At 72.5% G+C, this 16,405-nt stretch carries 18 protein-coding genes; 10 read left to right on the top strand and 8 right to left on the bottom strand.

Annotation, left to right across the window (positions count from 1 at the left end; translation table 11 throughout):
* Nucleotide 1 precedes the first annotated feature (1 nt).
* The 5 genes from ACGFIS_RS08575 to ACGFIS_RS08595 all read right to left on the bottom strand — a co-directional run bounded on the left by ACGFIS_RS08575 (nucleotide 2) and on the right by ACGFIS_RS08595 (nucleotide 3,688).
* A complete protein-coding gene (locus ACGFIS_RS08575) occupies nucleotides 2-919 on the bottom strand; it encodes a M48 family metalloprotease (RefSeq protein ID WP_392902514.1) in 918 nt (305 codons plus the stop codon).
* A gap of 85 nt (nucleotides 920-1,004) precedes the next feature.
* Nucleotides 1,005-1,574, bottom strand: a complete 570-nt coding sequence (locus ACGFIS_RS08580) for a hypothetical protein (RefSeq protein WP_392902512.1) — start codon at nucleotides 1,572-1,574, stop codon at nucleotides 1,005-1,007.
* Between the two features lie 3 nt (nucleotides 1,575-1,577).
* Nucleotides 1,578-2,495 carry a zinc metalloprotease HtpX gene (gene htpX, locus ACGFIS_RS08585; RefSeq protein ID WP_392902509.1) on the bottom strand — a complete coding sequence of 306 codons (918 nt, stop codon included), beginning with the start codon at nucleotides 2,493-2,495 and terminating at the stop codon, nucleotides 1,578-1,580.
* 114 nt (nucleotides 2,496-2,609) lie between these two features.
* Nucleotides 2,610-2,888 carry a hypothetical protein gene (locus ACGFIS_RS08590; protein ID WP_392902507.1) on the bottom strand — a complete coding sequence of 93 codons (279 nt, stop codon included), beginning with the start codon at nucleotides 2,886-2,888 and terminating at the stop codon, nucleotides 2,610-2,612.
* Entirely contained in the window at nucleotides 2,885-3,688 is an 804-nt protein-coding gene (locus ACGFIS_RS08595) for a PspA/IM30 family protein (protein WP_392902504.1), read from the bottom strand. The genes ACGFIS_RS08590 and ACGFIS_RS08595 overlap by 4 nt, the downstream gene beginning before the upstream one ends.
* A gap of 132 nt (nucleotides 3,689-3,820) precedes the next feature.
* Here ACGFIS_RS08595 and ACGFIS_RS08600 point away from each other — a divergent pair, with 132 nt between their 5' ends.
* Both ACGFIS_RS08600 and ACGFIS_RS08605 read left to right on the top strand, forming a co-directional pair.
* The gene (locus ACGFIS_RS08600) at nucleotides 3,821-4,396 is read left to right on the top strand and encodes a DUF3043 domain-containing protein (RefSeq protein ID WP_392902502.1); all 576 of its coding nucleotides are present in this window, start codon (nucleotides 3,821-3,823) and stop codon (nucleotides 4,394-4,396) included.
* 99 nt (nucleotides 4,397-4,495) lie between these two features.
* A complete protein-coding gene (locus ACGFIS_RS08605; RefSeq protein ID WP_392902501.1) occupies nucleotides 4,496-5,497 on the top strand; it encodes an aldo/keto reductase family protein in 1,002 nt (333 codons plus the stop codon).
* A gap of 71 nt (nucleotides 5,498-5,568) precedes the next feature.
* On the opposite strand, the gene ACGFIS_RS08610 is transcribed toward ACGFIS_RS08605, so the two are convergent.
* Together ACGFIS_RS08610 and ACGFIS_RS08615 are read right to left on the bottom strand one after the other, a co-directional pair.
* Nucleotides 5,569-5,766 carry a hypothetical protein gene (locus tag ACGFIS_RS08610; RefSeq protein ID WP_392902500.1) on the bottom strand — a complete coding sequence of 66 codons (198 nt, stop codon included), beginning with the start codon at nucleotides 5,764-5,766 and terminating at the stop codon, nucleotides 5,569-5,571.
* A 47-nt stretch (nucleotides 5,767-5,813) separates the two neighbouring features.
* The gene (locus tag ACGFIS_RS08615) at nucleotides 5,814-6,689 is read right to left on the bottom strand and encodes a DsbA family protein (protein WP_392902499.1); all 876 of its coding nucleotides are present in this window, start codon (nucleotides 6,687-6,689) and stop codon (nucleotides 5,814-5,816) included.
* A gap of 66 nt (nucleotides 6,690-6,755) precedes the next feature.
* On the opposite strand from ACGFIS_RS08615, the gene ACGFIS_RS08620 reads away from it, so the two are divergent.
* From ACGFIS_RS08620 to lipB, 8 genes are all read left to right on the top strand, one after another.
* Nucleotides 6,756-7,700 (top strand): bifunctional adenosylcobinamide kinase/adenosylcobinamide-phosphate guanylyltransferase, encoded by a 945-nt coding sequence (locus ACGFIS_RS08620; protein WP_392902497.1) that lies wholly within the window; start codon nucleotides 6,756-6,758, stop codon nucleotides 7,698-7,700.
* The gene (locus ACGFIS_RS08625) at nucleotides 7,697-8,464 is read left to right on the top strand and encodes an adenosylcobinamide-GDP ribazoletransferase (RefSeq protein ID WP_392902495.1); all 768 of its coding nucleotides are present in this window, start codon (nucleotides 7,697-7,699) and stop codon (nucleotides 8,462-8,464) included. The genes ACGFIS_RS08620 and ACGFIS_RS08625 overlap by 4 nt, the downstream gene beginning before the upstream one ends.
* 16 nt (nucleotides 8,465-8,480) lie before the next feature.
* A complete protein-coding gene (locus ACGFIS_RS08630) occupies nucleotides 8,481-10,034 on the top strand; it encodes a leucyl aminopeptidase (protein WP_392970038.1) in 1,554 nt (517 codons plus the stop codon).
* Nucleotides 10,035-10,170: 136 nt separating this feature from the next.
* Nucleotides 10,171-11,565 (top strand): dihydrolipoyl dehydrogenase, encoded by a 1,395-nt coding sequence (gene lpdA / locus ACGFIS_RS08635; protein ID WP_392970041.1) that lies wholly within the window; start codon nucleotides 10,171-10,173, stop codon nucleotides 11,563-11,565.
* Nucleotides 11,566-11,600: 35 nt separating this feature from the next.
* Entirely contained in the window at nucleotides 11,601-13,085 is a 1,485-nt protein-coding gene (gene sucB / locus ACGFIS_RS08640) for a 2-oxoglutarate dehydrogenase, E2 component, dihydrolipoamide succinyltransferase (protein WP_392902487.1), read from the top strand.
* A 147-nt stretch (nucleotides 13,086-13,232) separates the two neighbouring features.
* On the top strand, nucleotides 13,233-14,120 hold the full coding sequence (locus ACGFIS_RS08645; protein WP_392902485.1) for a TIGR01777 family oxidoreductase: 888 nt from the start codon (nucleotides 13,233-13,235) through the stop codon (nucleotides 14,118-14,120).
* 84 nt (nucleotides 14,121-14,204) lie between these two features.
* Nucleotides 14,205-14,942: a Type 1 glutamine amidotransferase-like domain-containing protein gene (locus ACGFIS_RS08650; protein ID WP_392902483.1), complete on the top strand. Its 738-nt coding sequence runs from the start codon at nucleotides 14,205-14,207 to the stop codon at nucleotides 14,940-14,942.
* 52 nt (nucleotides 14,943-14,994) lie between these two features.
* Nucleotides 14,995-15,687 (top strand): lipoyl(octanoyl) transferase LipB, encoded by a 693-nt coding sequence (gene lipB / locus ACGFIS_RS08655; RefSeq protein ID WP_392970044.1) that lies wholly within the window; start codon nucleotides 14,995-14,997, stop codon nucleotides 15,685-15,687.
* 27 nt (nucleotides 15,688-15,714) lie between these two features.
* Here lipB and ACGFIS_RS08660 read toward each other — a convergent pair whose 3' ends face one another.
* A complete protein-coding gene (locus tag ACGFIS_RS08660) occupies nucleotides 15,715-16,224 on the bottom strand; it encodes a DUF1877 family protein (protein WP_392902479.1) in 510 nt (169 codons plus the stop codon).
* Nucleotides 16,225-16,405 lie beyond the last annotated feature (181 nt).

The raw sequence follows: 16,405 nt of genomic DNA on the forward strand, positions 1-16,405 counted from the left end.
GTCAGCCGCCGCCCGTGAGCCGCCAGGAGATGGCCGACAACCGTTCCCTGCGCCGCTCCAGAGTCGGATGGCCGGACAGCAGCCCGTCGACGCCGCCGCTCACCCCGACCACGCACAGGGCGCTCACCGGCCGCAGCGCGCGCAGATCGTGCGGGGACGCGTCCCGCAGCCCGTCACTGATCTTGCCGAGCGCGGACGCGAGGTCGGTGGGACGCCCGGTCAGCAGCGCCCCCGTGGAGTCGGCGCACAGTTCCCGGTGCCGCGACAGCGCGAGCCCGACCAGCGTGCCGACGCCGTGCAGGACGGCCGCCGCCGCCCCGAGCGGCAGCAGGACCACCCCGCCGGCCATGGCCGCCGCCACGCGTCCGGCTCCGTACCTGTCCCGGCCGGTGATGAGGCCCGTCCACCAGCCGAGGAACAGGCCGGCGCACAGGCCGGGGAACGCGGCGATCGCCCCGACGAGGACGTCCCGGTTGGCGACGTGCGCGGTCTCGTGGGCGAGGACGGCGGCGAGTTCGGCGGGTTCGAGGCGGGCGCGCAGCCCGTCGGTGACGCACACCACCGCCGAGCCGGGGCCCGACCCGGCGGCGAACGCGTTGGGCATGTCCAGGGCGGAGACCGCGAGGCGCGGCTTGGGGAGGCCGGACGACATGCACAGCCGGTCCAGGACGGCGTGCAGTTCCGGCTCCTCGTCGGAGGCGACCGGGCGGGCGTCCATCGCGTACAGGGCCAGCCGGTCCGCGGCCCGCACCGAGACGACCGCGATGGCCACCGCCACGGCCGCCGCGACCGCGCCCCAGACCGGACCGGCCAGGAATGCGGGCAGCACGGCGGCCGCGTACACGAGCGCGACCAGGACCGCCGTGGCGAGCATCCGCCAGGCCAGCCCCGCGTCGGGTGCGTCACGGAAGGGCTCCATGGCCCGACGCTAGAGCGGCTTCAGGTTACGGTCAGCGTCTTATGCCACAAATCCAGGACACGAGCCGGTGACGACTTGCCGCGGGTCACAGGCCGGGCGCGCCCCAGACGGGGAACCAGCGGCCGAGGTCGTCCTCGAACGGCAGGTCGGCGCCGACCGCGCCGCGCACCTGAAGCTCCAGCGCGTTGTCGCGCTTGTCTCCCGGCAGGGGTGCGAACGGGTAGAACGTTCCGCGCTTGTAGAGGTAGACGAGCGCGAGGCGCCGCCCGTCGGGGCCGCGGAATCCGGCCAGGGAGCACAGCAGATGCGGGCCGAACCCGCCGGACTCCAGCGTCGCGTTCACCGCGTGCAGATCGGTGACGAGGTCGGGCAGTTCGTCCGGCCGGTGCGTGGCGAGCAGCCAGGTGTAGCCGTAGGTGTCGGTGCTGACCTCGACCTTGGGGCCCTCGTCGGCGTCCAGCAGTTCCCGGACGTCGCTCTGCAGCCGCGCGAACGCGCCGCCCTCCGCGGCGCGGAAGCACACCGAGCCGAGCCCCGTCGGGGTGAAACCCGTCGCCGCCTCCAGCGTGACGGCGGCCGTCGACAGCCCGAACAGCCGGTCGAGGTCGGGTTTGACCGGCTTGGATCGGCCGAGCAGCGTGTCCAGGAAACCCACGGATCAGACTCCCCTGCTGAGCTGGTCGGAGATCTTCGAGAGCTGGGCGAGCCGCTTGTCCAGCGGCGGGTGCGTGGAGAAGAGCGAGGAGACGCTGAAGCCCTTGCCGAACGCCGGGGTGAAGAAGAACGCGTTGAACGCCTGCGCCGACCGCAGATCCTTCGTCGGAATCCGCGCGATCTCCCCGTTGACCTTGGTCAGCGCGCTGGCCAGCGCCGAGGGGCGGCCGGTCAGCAGCGCGGCGGCCCGGTCGGCCGACAGTTCGCGGTAGCGCGACAGCGCCCGGGTGAGCATGAAGCTGATCGCATAGGCCAGGGCGCTGGCCCCGACCACGGCCAGCAGGATCAGCCCGGTGTTCTGGTCGTTGCTGCGGCGTCCGAAGCCGCCCCACAGGCCGAAGTGCAGGCCGAACCGGGTGATCAGGCCCGCGCAGATGCCGAGGAACGAGGCGATCGTCATGACCGCGACGTCCTTGTGGGCGACGTGCGCCATCTCGTGCGCGAGCACGCCTTCCAGTTCCACGGGGTCGAGCCGGCGCAGCAGCCCCGTGGTGACGCAGACGACGGCCTTCTTCTGGTTGCGGCCGGTGGCGAACGCGTTCGGCACGTCGGTGTCGGCGATCGCGACCCTCGGCTTGGGGGCGTCCGACATCGCGCAGATCCGGTCGACGACGCCGTGCAGTTCGGGCGCCTCCTCGGGGGAGACGACCCGGCCGTGCATGGCGAACAGCGTCATCTTGTCGGAGAAGAAGTACTGGGCAAGCAGGAACAGGCCCGCCACGGCCAGCGCGACAAAGGCCCATTCGGGCACGAAGACGAAGAAAGCCCCCACAAAGACGACGTAGACCAGCCCCAGCAGGAACATCGTCACGAGCATGCGCGACGTCAGCCCCCGGTCGGAGGCATAACGCGTACTGGCCATGCGGCCACCCCCTGCGGTTCCCCGATTTCGTTATTCACTTGTCATAACGCGTGAAAGCACGGTTTTGTGCCCGACTGTCCAATTCGAACGGGCCCGCCCCCAGTCCTTACGCGCTCAGTCGGGAATCAATCCCTCGTCCCCGAGCATCGAACGCACCTCGTCGATGTGCGCGTCCGCCGGGGGGAGGATCAGCTCGGACGGGGCCAGGCTGTCGGGCGGCAGCGGCTTGCCCACCTTGCGGACGTTCTCCAGCAGCGCGTGCAGCGCGGAGCGGAAGCCCGTCTCGTCGCCCGACTCGATCGCCGACTCGAGCTCGGCGTCGAGCGTGTTCAGGGCGGACAGCTCCTCGTCCGCCACATCGAGCTGGCCCTCCCCCATCAGGCGGACGATCACTGGGCACCCCCGGGATTCTGCGGCCACTGGGCCTGCTGGGGGGTGTCCTGCTGCTGCGGCTGCGCGGTCGGCGTGCCCTGGTTCAGCTCCTTGGGCGCGGGACCCTGGCCGAGTTCGGCCTTGAGCCGCTCCAGCTCCATGTCGACGCCGGGACCGGAGCCCATCCGGTCGAGCTCGGCCTGGATGTCGTCCTTCGGGCCGGAGAAGTCCTCCAGGGCGCCGGAGGCCAGCAGCTCGTCGATCGCGCCGGCACGCGCCTTCATCGTGTCGGTCTTCTCCTCGGCGCGCTGGATCGCCAGCCCCACGTCGCCCATCTCCTCGGAGATGCCGGAGAACGCCTCGTTGATCTTCGTCTGCGCCTCGGCGGCGGTGTAGGTCGCCTTGATCGTCTCCTTGCGGGTGCGGAAGGAGTCGACCTTGGCCTGCAGCCGCTGGGAGGCGAGCGTGAGCTTCTCCTCCTCGCCCTGCAGCTGCTGGTACTGAACGCGCAGGTCGTTCAGCTGGCCCTCCAGCCCGGACCTGCGGGTCAGCGCCTCGCGGGCGAGGTCCTCGCGGCCCACCTGCAGCGCCTTCTTGCCCTGGTCGGTCAGCTTGCCCTGCTGCTGTTCCAGCTGGTTGATCTGCAGCTCGAGACGCTTGCGCGAGGTGGCGACGTCGGCGACCCCGCGACGGACCTTCTGCAGCATCTCCAGCTGGCGCTGGTAGGAGTAATCGAGGGTCTCGCGAGGATCCTCGGCCCGGTCAAGCGCCTTGTTGGCCTTGGCCTTGAAGATCATCGACATTCGTTTCATCACGCTCATCGCGCGGCGCCGGTCCCTTCGTGCTGTCGCCTCAGTCGCAAACTGGGCTCAATGACCACTGCTGGGGTTCTTATCACCCTACGCGTTAACGCGCGAGGCAGCCACGATGTTCGCAGCCGGTAGGCTGATCCCGTGTTCAAGCGTCGTACCCCGGAGGCCCCGGCGAATCCTCCTCAGGTAGTAAAGCCGGGAGGCAAGGGCCGCCCCACGCCCAAGCGCAGCGAGGCCGAGAAGCGGCGCCGGCAGCCGATCACCGCACCGGCCACCCGCAAGGAGGCCTACAAGAAGCTGCGGGAGAAGCAGGCCGCCGACCGCGCCAAGGTCCGCGCGGGCATGGCCAAGGGCAGCGAGGAGCACCTGCTCAAGCGGGACAAGGGCCCCGTGCGCAGGCTCGCCCGCAACTATGTGGACTCGCGCCGCACGGTCGGCTCCTACCTGATGTACGGCATGTTCGCGATCGTGCTGCTGAGCATGCTCCCGATCCCCATCGCACGCCTGCTGGTGCTGTTCGCGCCACCGGTGCTGCTCTTCGTGGTGTTCGCCGAGGGCATCCTGCTGAGCCGCGGCATCAAGAAGCTGGCCGCCGAGCGCTACCCCGAAGAGGACGCCAAGGGCGTCGGCATGTACGCGGCGATGCGGGCCATGCAGATCCGCCGGCTGCGCATCCCGAACCCGCAACTCAAGGTCGGCGAGAAGGAGAAGGTCTGACCGGACGGCCCGTCCCCGTCCGGAACCGCCCCCCGGGTCTGTCACGTGTGCGGTTTCCGTCATGGGATTCCCGGTCAACGGCGGGCTAGGGTCTGGGTCATGGAGTTCCGAAACCTGGGCCGGAGCGGTCTGAAGATCAGCGAGATCGCGTACGGCAACTGGCTCACCCACGGCTCCCAGGTCGAGGAGGACGCGGCGCGCGCGTGCGTGCGTGCGGCCCTCGACGAGGGGATCACCACCTTCGACACCGCGGACGTCTACGCCGGCACGCGCGCCGAGGAGGTCCTCGGGCGCGCGCTCAAGGGGCAGCGCCGCGAGGGGCTGGAGATCTTCACCAAGGTCTACTGGCCCACCGGCCCCGGCATGAACGACCGGGGCCTGTCCCGCAAGCACATCATGGAGTCGATCAACGGTTCCCTGCGCCGTCTCGGGACCGACTACGTGGACCTCTACCAGGCCCACCGCTTCGACTACGAGTCGCCGCTGGAGGAGACGCTGCGGGCGTTCGACGACCTCGTCCGCCAGGGCAAGGTCCTCTACGTCGGGGTGTCGGAGTGGCGCGCCGACCAGATCGAGAGCGCCCTCAAGATCGCCGACGAGATGGGCTTCGACCGGATCGTCTCCAGCCAGCCGCAGTACTCGATGCTGTGGCGGGTCATCGAGGAGGAGATCGTTCCGCTGTGCGAGCGGGAGGGCATCGGCCAGATCGTCTGGTCGCCGATCGCCCAGGGCGTCCTCACCGGCAAGTACAAGCCGGGCGGGCCGCTGCCCGAGGGGTCGCGCGCCACCGACGACAAGGGCGGCGCCGACATGATCAGGCGCTACCTGAACGACGACCTGCTGACCCGCGTCCAGGACCTGGAGCCGATCGCGGCCGATCTCGGGCTGTCGATGGCGCAGCTCGCCATCGCCTGGACGCTGCAGAACGCGAACGTGGCGGCGGCGATCGTGGGCGCGAGCCGCCCGGAACAGGTCGCCGACAACGTGAAGGCCGCCGGGGTGCAGCTGGACGACGAGGTGATGAAGCGGATCGACGACATCATCGACCCGGTCGTCATCCGCGACCCGGGCAAGACCGCCAGCCCCAGCCGGCGCCCCTGACCGGCCCGCCCGGACACCAGCGCGAAGGGCCGCGGAGCCTCAGCCCCGCGGCCCGTCCGCGTGTCCCCGTCTCACTCCGGTTCGTGCAGGCTCATCTCGTAGACCAGAGACTCGCCGTCCAGCAACGCCACCTTGTCGACCTCGCCGGAGCGCAGCCCCCGCCAGTTCTCCCCCAGCCAGCTCTCCGCGTCCGCCTGGGTGGAGAAGGTCTCTTCCGACATGCCGACCGTGTGCCCGTCGGCCTTCTCCAAACGCCAGCTCCACGCCATCGCGTTCGACCTCCCTCGTCGCGCTGAGACTAGCCGCGTCGCGCCCCTCAGGATGCGGCCTCGATGGCGCGGCGCATCGCTTCCGGGCTCTCGATGTCGGACGAGCCGAGCGTGCGGCCGTTCACCTGCACACTGGGCGTGCCCCGGACGCCGCCCGATATGTAGCCCTGGCTGACCGTCTTCACGCTCTCGGCGTAGCGCTGCTCCTTGACGCACGACGCGAAGCCGTCGTCGGCGGCCACGAGGTCCCCGGCCCAGACGAGCAGGTCCTCCGTGGAGTACCCCGGGGAGTTGAGGGTCGCCGGCTGGTGGGCGTACAGGGCGTCCTGGTAGGAGAGCCAGCGTGCTCCGTCGCCGACACAACGCAGCGCGGACGCCGCCCGGAGGGAGTTGCCGTACGCCGGCTGGTTGCCCTCGCTGAAGACGACCATCGGGCGGAACACGACCTTGGCCTGCCCGGAGACCGCCAGTTCCTTGAGCATGGGGTCGTTCTTGCGGTCGAAATCGCCGCAGTGCGGGCAGGCGAAGTCCTCGTAGACCTCGACGACGGGCGATTCGACGCCCGGCCGCGCCATGGCCAGGCCGCCGTCGGGGAGGGGCGTGGCCTCCGCACCACCGGCGATCTTCCCGACCGTCAGTTCGACGTCGCCGCCGCCACCGCCGCCACCGCCGTCGTCGCCCCGGACGACCACGAAGAAGACCACCGCCGCGGCCAGCAACAGGACCAGGCCGCCCGCGGTCAGCGCGATCACCAGACCGGCGGCACCGCCCTTGCCCCGGTGAGGCGGCGGCGGCCCGAACGGGCCGGGCGGGCCGGGCTGCCAGCCGGAGCCGCCCGGCGGCGGGCCGGGGGGCGGGCCGTAGGGCGGTTGGGCACCGGGGCCCGGCGAACCCGGCCATGGTGCGTTCGGGGGGTTGCCCACGGGGCCTCCTGACGGGGGGACGGCGTAATCCTTCCAGGCGAGCGTAATCGTAGAGTTCCGGGCAAGATGAACATCGAGCTTCGCGGCATCGCCGCCCCGGAGGGCTGGCCCGCGCAGGGGTGCCGCTGCGCGTCCTGCAGCCGGCTCCGCGCCGCAGGTGTCCGGCACGAGCCGGCCGATGTCGTCATCGACGGCGTCCCGCTGCAGTCCTGGCCCCGGACGGACGTGCCCGGCGGCTACGAGGTGCGCGCCCCGCACGGGCATCGGGTGCTGGTGGCGGCCGGCCCCGGGGCAAAGCCGGAGCCCGCCGCCGGCGCGGAGTACGACGCCGTCCTGCTGGACCTGGCCGGTTCCCCGGAACACCTCGGCCGCCTTCGCCGCACGGGGGCGGTGACGCCCATGACGGAGGTGGTGGCGATGCACGTGGACCACCGCATCTCGTCGCCCGCCGAACTGGAACGCCGCATGGACTTCTGGAGCCGTCCCCGGCACGGCCCGCATCGGACCCTTCTTCTCGGCGGGGCACGGTCGGGCAAGTCCGCCGAGGCGGAACTGCGTCTGGCCGCCTGCCCGGACGTCCTCTACGCCGCGACCGGGCCGGCCGGCGACGGCGACCCGGAATGGAGGGAGCGCGTCGCCGCCCACCGGCTTCGCCGCCCGGCATGGTGGCGCACGGCCGAAACGACGGACCTGGTGGACGTCCTGGAATCCGAAACGGGCGCGGTACTGGTGGACGGCATCGGCACCTGGCTCGCCGCCGCCATGGACGAGGCCGCCGCATGGGACGACCCGGCCCTGGCACAGCCGTCTCTGGACGATCTGGTCACGGCGTGGCGCGGCACACGGGCGCGCGTGGTCGCCGTGAGCGACGAGGTCGGCCTGTCGCTGGTGCCGGCGACGCCGTCCGGGCGGGCGTTCCGCGACGTGCTCGGCCGGCTCAACCAGCGGCTGGCGGCCGAGTCCGAGGAGACGGCGCTGGTCGTGGCGGGCCGCGTCACGGAGCTCGGATGATCGCCGGTCTGCGGCTGGCCGTCACGCTGCTCACGGTCGTCCCGCTCGGGACGGACCGGGTCGACCGGGGCGCCGCCCGGACGGCCATGCTGCTCGCCCCGGCGGCCGGCCTGATCACCGGCGGCGCCGCCGCGCTGGTCCTGCTGGCGGGCGGCCTGCTCGGTCTGCCCGGTCTCCTGGCGGCGGCCCTCGCGGTGGCCGCCACGGCGGCGGTCACCCGGGCCCTGCACCTGGACGGCCTGGCCGACCTCGCGGACGGTCTTGGCAGCGGGCGTCCAGCCGCCGGCGCCTTGGCGGTCATGAAGCGGTCCGACATCGGCCCGTTCGGCGTCGTCACCCTCCTGCTGACCCTGCTGATCCAGGTCACCGCCCTGGCCGCGGCCCCGCATCCCGCCGTCGCGGCGCTGGTCGCGGCGGCCGCCGGCCGGCTGGCGCTCCCCTGGGCCTGCCGCGCCGGTGTCCCCGCCGCCCGCCCCGGCGGCCTCGGCGCACTGGTCGCGGGCACGGTCCCCGTCCGCGCCGCGTCGGCCGCCACGGCCGCCGTCCTGGCCGCCGCCGCGGCCGCCGGGACGGCCGCCGGGGGCCTCGGCGGCGCGCTCCACGCCGTCGCGGCGGTGGCCGCCGCGCTGGCCGCCGCCCTGCTCGTGCTCCGCCACGCCGTGCGCCGTCTGGGCGGTGTGACCGGCGACGTCCTGGGCGCCCTGGTCGAGATCGCCGGCACCGCCGCCTTGATCGTTCTCGCTGCCGTGCCGCCGGGCGGATGACTCGCCGGGACGGGCAATGCTTGATCCAAAAGGACGAAACCGGTCACCGGGACGACTAACATCGTGCTACGTGACGAGCATCAGCCTTGACAGCGCAGCCCTGGCCAGCATCGACGTCGACGCGATCGTGGTCGGCGTCGCACCAGCCGAGGCGGGCCCGGTGCCGGCCGCCGGCGCCGAGGACCTCGACCGCGCGCTGGACGGGCGGCTCACGGAGGCGCTGGGCGCGCTGGGCGCCACCGGCAAGGCCGGCGAGATCACCAAGCTGCCCGCGCTAGGCGCCGTCACCGCCAAGGTCATCGTCGCCGCCGGGCTGGGCGAGACGCCGTCCGCCGAGAACGTGCGCCGCGCCGCCGGCGCCGCCGTCCGCTCCCTCGCCGGCACCGCCAGGGTCGCCGTCGCGCTGCCCGGCCTGTCCGCCGGGGGATCCGCCGAGGACGTCGAGGCCGTCGCGCTGGGCGCGCTGCTCGGCGCCTACTCCTTCGACTCCTACCGCACCGGTGACCAGCACAAGAGCCCGGTCGAGGAGATCCTGCTGGTCTCCTCCGCGGCACCCGGCGGCGCCGAGGCGGCCGTGGAACGCGCGCGGACCCTCGCCGCCTCGGTCACGCTGGTCCGCGACCTGGTCAACACCCCGCCGTCCCACCTGTCCCCCGAGGACCTCGCCGGCGAGGCCGAGCGGGTCGCCGGCGAGACCGGGCTCTCCATCGAGGTGCTGGACGAGAAGGGCCTCGTCGAAGGCGGCTACGGCGGCATCGCGGGCGTCGGGCAGGGCTCGGTCAACCCGCCGCGGCTCGTCCGCCTCTCCTACACGCACCCTGAGGCGTCCAAGACCCTCGCCCTGGTCGGCAAGGGCATCACGTTCGACTCCGGCGGCCTGTCCCTCAAGCCCGCCGAGGCCATGGACTGGATGAAGTCCGACATGGGCGGCGCGGCAGCGGTGCTCGGCGCGCTGTCCGCCATCGCCGCGCTCGGCCCCCGGGTCAACGTGGTCGGCTACCTGGCCATCGCGGAGAACATGCCGAGCGGCACCGCCCAGCGCCCGTCCGACGTGCTGCGCATCTACGGCGGCAAGACCGTCGAGGTCCTCAACACCGACGCCGAGGGCCGCCTCGTCCTCGCCGACGCCCTCGTCCGCGCGGGCGAGGACTCCCCCGACCTGATCGTGGACGTGGCCACGCTGACCGGCGCGCAGCTCGTCGCGCTCGGCACCCGGACCACCGGGGTCATGGCCAACGACGACGACGTCCGTGAGAAGGTGGTCGCGGCGGCCGAGCGCGCCGGGGAACCGTCCTGGGGCATGCCCCTTCCGGCGGAGCTGCGCAAGGGCCTCGACTCGGCCGTCGCCGACATCGCCAACATCAGCGGAGAGCGGTGGGGCGGCATGCTCGTCGCCGGGATTTTCCTCAAGGAGTTCGTCCCGGACGGCGTCAAGTGGGCCCACCTCGACATCGCCGGACCGTCGTTCAACAAGGGCGAGCCCTACGGCTACACCCCGAAGGGCGGCACGGGCGCCGCGGCCCGGACGCTCGTCCAGATCGCCGAGGACGTCGCCGCGGGAATTCTGTAGGGGGTCCGCCCGCTTTCCGGGTGGAGAACAGAATAGATTTTCTCGTGGCGGTGGGGGCCCGGAACCCGGTGCGCCCCGCCCCGCCCAGGGCGCCCCGGACCACGCGGGCGCCACAACCGGGGAAAGGGAGCGACCAGTGGCCAACAGCGGCCCCTTCGACATCGTCGTCCTAGGTGCCGGCAGCGGCGGTTACGCGTGTGCGTTGCGCGCCGCCGAGCTCGGCAAGTCCGTCGCGCTCATCGAGCGGGACGAGTCCCTCGGCGGGACGTGCCTCAACCGCGGCTGCATCCCCACCAAGGCGCTGCTGCACGCGGCGGAGGTGGCGGACCAGTCCCGCGAAGCGTCGTCGATCGGCGTGAGGACCACGTTCGAGGGCATCGACGTCGCCGGTGTGAACGCCTACAAGGACAAGGTCGTCACGACGACCGTGAAGGGCCTCACCGGGCTGATCAAGTCCCGGGGCATCGAGGTCGTGCACGGTGCCGGGCGGCTCACCGGCCCGACCACGGTCGAGGTCACCACCGCCGGCGGGCAGGTCCGGATGATCGAGGGACGGCACCTCGTGCTCGGCACCGGATCGGATCCGAAGACGCTACCCGGCCTGGAGTTCGACGGCGAGCGGATCATCTCCAGCGACCACGCGCTGCGGCTCGACCGCGTCCCGGGCTCGGTCGTCATCCTCGGCGGCGGCGTGATCGGCGTCGAGTTCGCCAGCGTCTGGCGCTCGTTCGGCGCAGAGGTCACCATCGTGGAGGCCCTCCCGCACCTGCTGCCGCTGGAGGAGGAGTCCAGCTCCAAGCGGCTGGAGCGCGCGTTCCGCAAGCGCGGCATCAAGTTCGAGGTCGGCACCCGCTTCGAGAGCGCCAAGACGACGCAGGGCGGAATCGCCGTCACCCTCGAAGGCGGCAAGACGGTCGACGCCGAACTGCTGCTGGTCGCGGTGGGACGCGCCCCGGTCTCCGAAGGGATCGGCCTGGCCGAGGCCGGCGTCGAGACCGAGCGCGGGTTCGTCAAGGTCGACGAGTACTGCCGGACGAACGTCCCCACGATCTCGGCGGTCGGGGACCTGATCCCGACGCCGCAGCTCGCCCATGTCGGCTTCGCCGAGGGAATCCTCGTCGCCGAGCGGCTCTCGGGCCTCACCCCGCCGCCGATCGACTACGACGGCGTCCCCCGCATCACCTACTCCGCCCCCGAGGTGGCCTCGGTCGGCATCACCACCGCCGTGGCCAGGGAGCGCGGGTACGAGATCAAGGAGGTCACCTACGACCTCGCGGGCAACCCCAAGAGCAAGATCCTGGGGACGCAGGGCGAGGTGAAGGTGATCGCGGCCGTGGACGGTCCCGTCCTCGGTCTCCACATGGTCGGCGCCCGCGTCGGCGAGCTCATCGCGGAGGGCCAGCTCATCTACAACTGGGAGGCCCTGCCGGGCGAGGTCGCCCAGCTGATCCATCCCCACCCGACCCAGTCCGAGGCGGTCGGCGAGGCTCATCTCGCCCTCGCCGGCAAACCACTGCACGTGCACGGCTGAACGCCGCACAAGTATTCCGAAGGAGTCGCTGAGACATGCCGGTCTCCGTCACCATGCCCCAGCTCGGCGAGAGCGTCACCGAGGGCACCGTCACCCGCTGGCTCAAGAAGGAGGGCGAGCGCGTCGAGACCGACGAGCCGCTTCTGGAAGTGTCGACCGACAAGGTCGACACCGAGATCCCGTCGCCCGCCTCGGGCGTCCTGACCAGCATCACCGTCGCCGAGGACGAGACCGTCGAGGTCGGCGCCGAACTGGCCGTCATCGGGGACGAGGGCGAGGCGCCGTCCGGCGGCGGCGCCCCCGCCGCCGGGGAGCAGGAGGCCCCGGCCGCCCAGGCCCCGGCAGCCCAGCCCCCGGCGCCGGCCCCGGAACCGGAGCCGCAGCAGGCCCCGCCGCCCGCCGCCTGGCCGCCGCCCGCGCAGGAGCAGCCGCCCGCACCGCCGACCCCGGCGCCCGCCCCGGCCCAGCAGGCCCCCCCGCCGGCCGCGCCGCAGCAGGCCCAGGCGCAGCAGCCGTCCGCACCCGCTCCGGCCGAGGCGCCGGCCGGTGAGGGCCCGTACGTCACACCGCTGGTGCGCAAGCTCGCCGCCGAGCACGGCGTGGACCTGTCCACGGTCAAGGGCACCGGCGTCGGCGGGCGCATCCGCAAGCAGGACGTCCTGGAGGCGGCCCGCGCCGCCCAGGAGGCGGCCCGGGAGGCGCCCCCGGCCCCGGCCCCGGCCCCGGCTCCGCAGGCCCCCGCCGGCCGGCACGCCGCACCGGCACCCGCCGGCGCCCCCGCCGAGCAGCTCGCGCTGCGCGGACGCACCGAAAAAATGTCGCGCATGCGCCAGACGATCGCGCGCCGCATGGTGGAGTCGCTGCAGGTCTCCGCGCAGCTCACCACCGTCGTCGAGGTGGACATCACCAAGATCGCGCGGCTGCGGGAGCAGGCGAAGGCCGACTTCCAGGCCCGCGAGGGCGTCAAGCTGTCGTTCCTGCCGTTCTTCGCGATGGCGACGGTCGAGGCGCTCAAGGCGCACCCGAAGATGAACGCGCTCATCAACGGTGAGACCAACGAGGTCACCTACCACGACGTGGAGAACCTCAGCATCGCCGTGGACGTGCCGGAGCGCGGCCTGATGGTCCCGGTCGTGCACAACGCGGGCCAGCTCAACCTGGGCGGTCTCGCGCAGCGGATCGCCGACCTCGCCGAGCGCACCCGCGCCGGCAAGGTGAGCCCGGACGAGCTGGCCGGCGGCACGTTCACGCTGACCAACACCGGCAGCCGTGGCGCGCTGTTCGACACCCCGATCCTCAACCAGCCGCAGGTCGGCATGCTCGGCACCGGCGCCGTCGTCAAGCGTCCCGCCGTCATCGACGACCCGGACCTGGGCGAGGTCATCGCGGTGCGCTCGATGGTCTACCTGGCGCTGACCTACGACCACCGGCTGATCGACGGCGCGGACGCCGCCCGCTTCCTCGCCACGATCAAGCACCGCCTGGAGGAGGGCAACTTCGAGGCCGACCTCGGCCTCTGACCGTTTCCCGCGGACCTCGGTCCGCCCGACGATCCGGGACCCCGCCGCGCCACCGGCCGGCGGGGTCCCGCGCATGTGATCCGTGGAAACCCGGGACCGGTTGGGAGTCTCAGCCTTCGGTGGCGCCGTCCGCTTAGGGTGGAGGGCATGAGGGTCACCGTCACGGGCTCGTCGGGCCTCATCGGCTCGGCACTGGTGCAGTCGCTGCGGGAGGACGGCCACGACGTCGTCCGGCTGATCCGGCGAGAACCGTCCAGATCCGACGAGGCGCGCTGGTCCCCCGCCGACGGGTGCGTCGAGGCGGCCGCGCTGGACGGCACGGACGCCGTGGTGCACCTCGCGGGCGCCGGGATCGGCGACCGGCCGTGGACGAAGGCGTACAAGCGCAAGATCAGAGACAGCCGCGTGGTCGGCACCCGGACGATCGCGGAGGCGATCGCGGCGGCCGGCCCGCGGCCGCCGGTGCTGGTCTGCGGGTCCGCGATCGGGTTCTACGGCGACACCGGCGGGCGGGAGGTCGACGAGAAGGACCCCGCGGGGCGCGGCTTCCTGGCCGGCCTCGTCCGCGACTGGGAGGCCGCCGCCACGCCCGCGAAGGAGGCCGGCGTCCGGGTCGTCCACCCGCGCACGGGCGTGCTCCTCACCCGCGAGGGCGGGATGCTGGGCCGCACGCTGCCGCTGTTCCGGTTCGGGCTGGGCGGCAGGCTCGGCGGCGGCGGGCAGTGGATGAGCTGGATCTCCATGGCCGACCAGATCGCGGCACTGCGGTTCCTCATCGACCATGAGATCGCCGGGCCGGTCAACCTGACCGCGCCGACCCCGGTGACCAACGAGACCTACACGAGGACGCTCGGCCGTCTCCTGCACCGGCCGGCGCGGCTGGCCGTCCCGGCGTTCGCGCTGCGGGCGGCGCTGCGCGAGTTCGCCGACGAAGGGCCGCTGGTCAGCCAGCGGGTCCTGCCGCGGCGGCTGGAGGAGGCGGGGTTCCGGTTCGCGCACCAGGACCTCGACTCCGCTCTGCGCGCCGTCCTGTGAGTCCCAAGAATCGTCAAAGTCCCGGCCGATCCCGTTCGGTAGCCATACGGTGACATTGAGACAGCTTGGCCCAGAGGAGGGTGAATGAGCACCGACGGACAGCCGCACATCCTCGCGATCGGCGGGGGCACGTTCGTGCCGGACGGCCGGGAGGGGCTCGAACCGAGCCCGCTGCTGCGCTACGCGTTCGACCTGACCGGGCAGGACCGGCCGAGGGTCTGCGTCATCACGACGGCCGTCGGTGACGGCGCCGAGTACATCGCGCGCTTCTACACGGCGTTCTCGTCGATGGACGCGGAGGTCAGCCATCTGGCGCTGTTCCCGATGCCGAACGTCGCCGACGTCCGGGCGCACCTGCTCACCCAGGACCTCGTCTACGTGAGCGGCGGCAGCGTCGCGAACCTGCTGGCCCTGTGGCGCCTGCACGGCCTGGACGAGATCCTGCGGGAGGCGTGGCAGGAGGGCGTGGTCCTGTCCGGGCAGAGCGCGGGCGCGCTGTGCTGGCACGTCGGCGGCAACACCGACTCGTTCGGGCCGCAGCTCCGCCCGCTCACCGACGGCCTGGGCTTCCTGCCGTTCTCGTGCGGCGTGCACTACGACAGCGACCCGCAGCGGCGTCCGCTGCTGCAGCAGCTCGTCGGCGAGGGGACCGTGCCCGGCGGCTACGCGGCCGACGAGTCGGTGGGCCTGCACTACGTGGGCACCGAGTTCGTCCAGGCCGTGTCGTACCGGCGTGAGGCCGGCGCCTACCGCGTCGAGCCCGACGGGCCGGGGACGGCGAAGGAGTCCCGGCTGGAGCCCCGCCTGCTCGCCGCCCTCTGAAGACGCGCCGCCGTCCGAGGACCGCGCGCCGCGAAGGCTTAAGCTTGCTCGTGTGAGCGATGTGGACGTACGCGAGCTGGTGGTGGTGCACGCGGGGTTCGGCACGGCGGCCGTCCCCTATCCGGACGGATGGGAGTTGCAGAAGCGCACCCACGCGCTGCGGGTGGACGACGCGATCCCCGACACCGTCCTGCTGCTGGAGCATCAACCGGTCTACACGGCGGGCAAGCGCACCGAGCCGCTCGACCGCCCCTTCGGCGACCCGGGCGCCCCGGTCATCGACGTCGACCGCGGCGGCAAGATCACGTGGCATGGGCCGGGGCAGCTCACCGGCTACCCGATCGTCCGGCTGCCCGATCCGAAGGACGTCGTCGGGTACGTGCGGCTGCTGGAGCGGATGATGATGGACGTCTGCGCCGAACTCGGCCTGGAGACCGCCACCGTCGAGGGGGCCAGCGGCCTTTGGGTGCCCGGTGCCCCGAACCGCAAGATCGGCTCCATCGGGATCCGGGTGGCGCGTGGCGTGACGATGCACGGGTTCATGCTCAACTGCGACAACGACATGGGCTGGTTCGACAAGATCGTCCCCTGCGGGATCCGGGACGTGGGGTCGACCAGCCTCAGCCGCGAGCTCGGCCGGGACGTCCCGGTCGCCGAGGTCGTCCCGATGGTCGAGCGGTGCCTGTCCGCGGCGCTCGGCGCGGCGGAAACGCTCCACCGCACCACGGCACAACTGGGAGCCTGAAGGGCCGCAGGGGGCCGGCCCTCGGGGTCAGCCCTCGGGGGTCATCACCTTGTAGACGGCCTGCCCTTCTGCGGCGGCGGCCGTGAAGAACTCCCCCAGCCCCTTGTAGGCGGGCTTGAAGAGCTTGTCGCGGGCGGCGGCGTCGAGCCTGCCGGCGTCCTGGACCCCGGCCTTGCCCATCGCCGCCGGGTCGTACCGTCCGGCGACCTTCGCGAACGGCGTCGCGGACAGGTGGTCGGCGGCCGGCTTGACCCGTTCGGGGGCGAGGTAGATCACGTCCATGCCCAGTTCGTCGGCTCCGTCCTCGGTGAGCAGCCGCCCGCCGCACACGAGGTCGGCCTCGGGCTGCCGCCCGTCCCACGGGTCGCCGGTGACGAGGTAGTGCATCGCCTGCCACGCCCAGCCGAGATCGAACAGTTCCGCCGCGCCGCGCCGGCGCCAGTCGGCGGCACCGAAGATGTGGCGGGCGGTCCGGCCGGGATCCGGCTCCCCCTCCAGCACCGGCGGCACCCTGAGGTACGACATTGCCAGACCCACTGCGGCCCTCCTGCTAACGCTGTTGCGTGACGACAGGGAGTCACCCTAGAGAGATCCACTGTTGGACATGGGGGAAACACGCGAATCCGCGAGGTGAACGGGGTACTGTCATACGTTCGAGATCGCTCCGATACGCCTTTGAGCCCCGCCCCGCCGACCCGGCCCCGGCGGCGGCCGGTGT

The organism is Spirillospora sp. NPDC048824 (assembly GCF_043198455.1).
Taxonomy (GTDB): Bacteria; Actinomycetota; Actinomycetes; order Streptosporangiales; family Streptosporangiaceae; genus Spirillospora.

Bases quoted from the DNA above. Each gene is read 5' to 3' on its own strand.
- ACGFIS_RS08645 (WP_392902485.1), top strand. From the start codon at position 13,233: ATGAGGGTCACCGTCACGGGCTCGTCGGGCCTCATCGGCTCGGCACTG.
- sucB (WP_392902487.1), top strand. From the start codon at position 11,601: ATGCCGGTCTCCGTCACCATGCCCCAGCTCGGCGAGAGCGTCACCGAG.
- ACGFIS_RS08650 (WP_392902483.1), top strand. From the start codon at position 14,205: ATGAGCACCGACGGACAGCCGCACATCCTCGCGATCGGCGGGGGCACG.
- ACGFIS_RS08620 (WP_392902497.1), top strand. From the start codon at position 6,756: ATGAACATCGAGCTTCGCGGCATCGCCGCCCCGGAGGGCTGGCCCGCG.
- ACGFIS_RS08630 (WP_392970038.1), top strand. From the start codon at position 8,481: ATGCTTGATCCAAAAGGACGAAACCGGTCACCGGGACGACTAACATCG.
- ACGFIS_RS08625 (WP_392902495.1), top strand. From the start codon at position 7,697: ATGATCGCCGGTCTGCGGCTGGCCGTCACGCTGCTCACGGTCGTCCCG.
- ACGFIS_RS08595 (WP_392902504.1), bottom strand. From the start codon at position 3,688: ATGAGCGTGATGAAACGAATGTCGATGATCTTCAAGGCCAAGGCCAAC.
- ACGFIS_RS08610 (WP_392902500.1), bottom strand. From the start codon at position 5,766: ATGGCGTGGAGCTGGCGTTTGGAGAAGGCCGACGGGCACACGGTCGGC.
- htpX (WP_392902509.1), bottom strand. From the start codon at position 2,495: ATGGCCAGTACGCGTTATGCCTCCGACCGGGGGCTGACGTCGCGCATG.
- ACGFIS_RS08575 (WP_392902514.1), bottom strand. From the start codon at position 919: ATGGAGCCCTTCCGTGACGCACCCGACGCGGGGCTGGCCTGGCGGATG.
- ACGFIS_RS08605 (WP_392902501.1), top strand. From the start codon at position 4,496: ATGGAGTTCCGAAACCTGGGCCGGAGCGGTCTGAAGATCAGCGAGATC.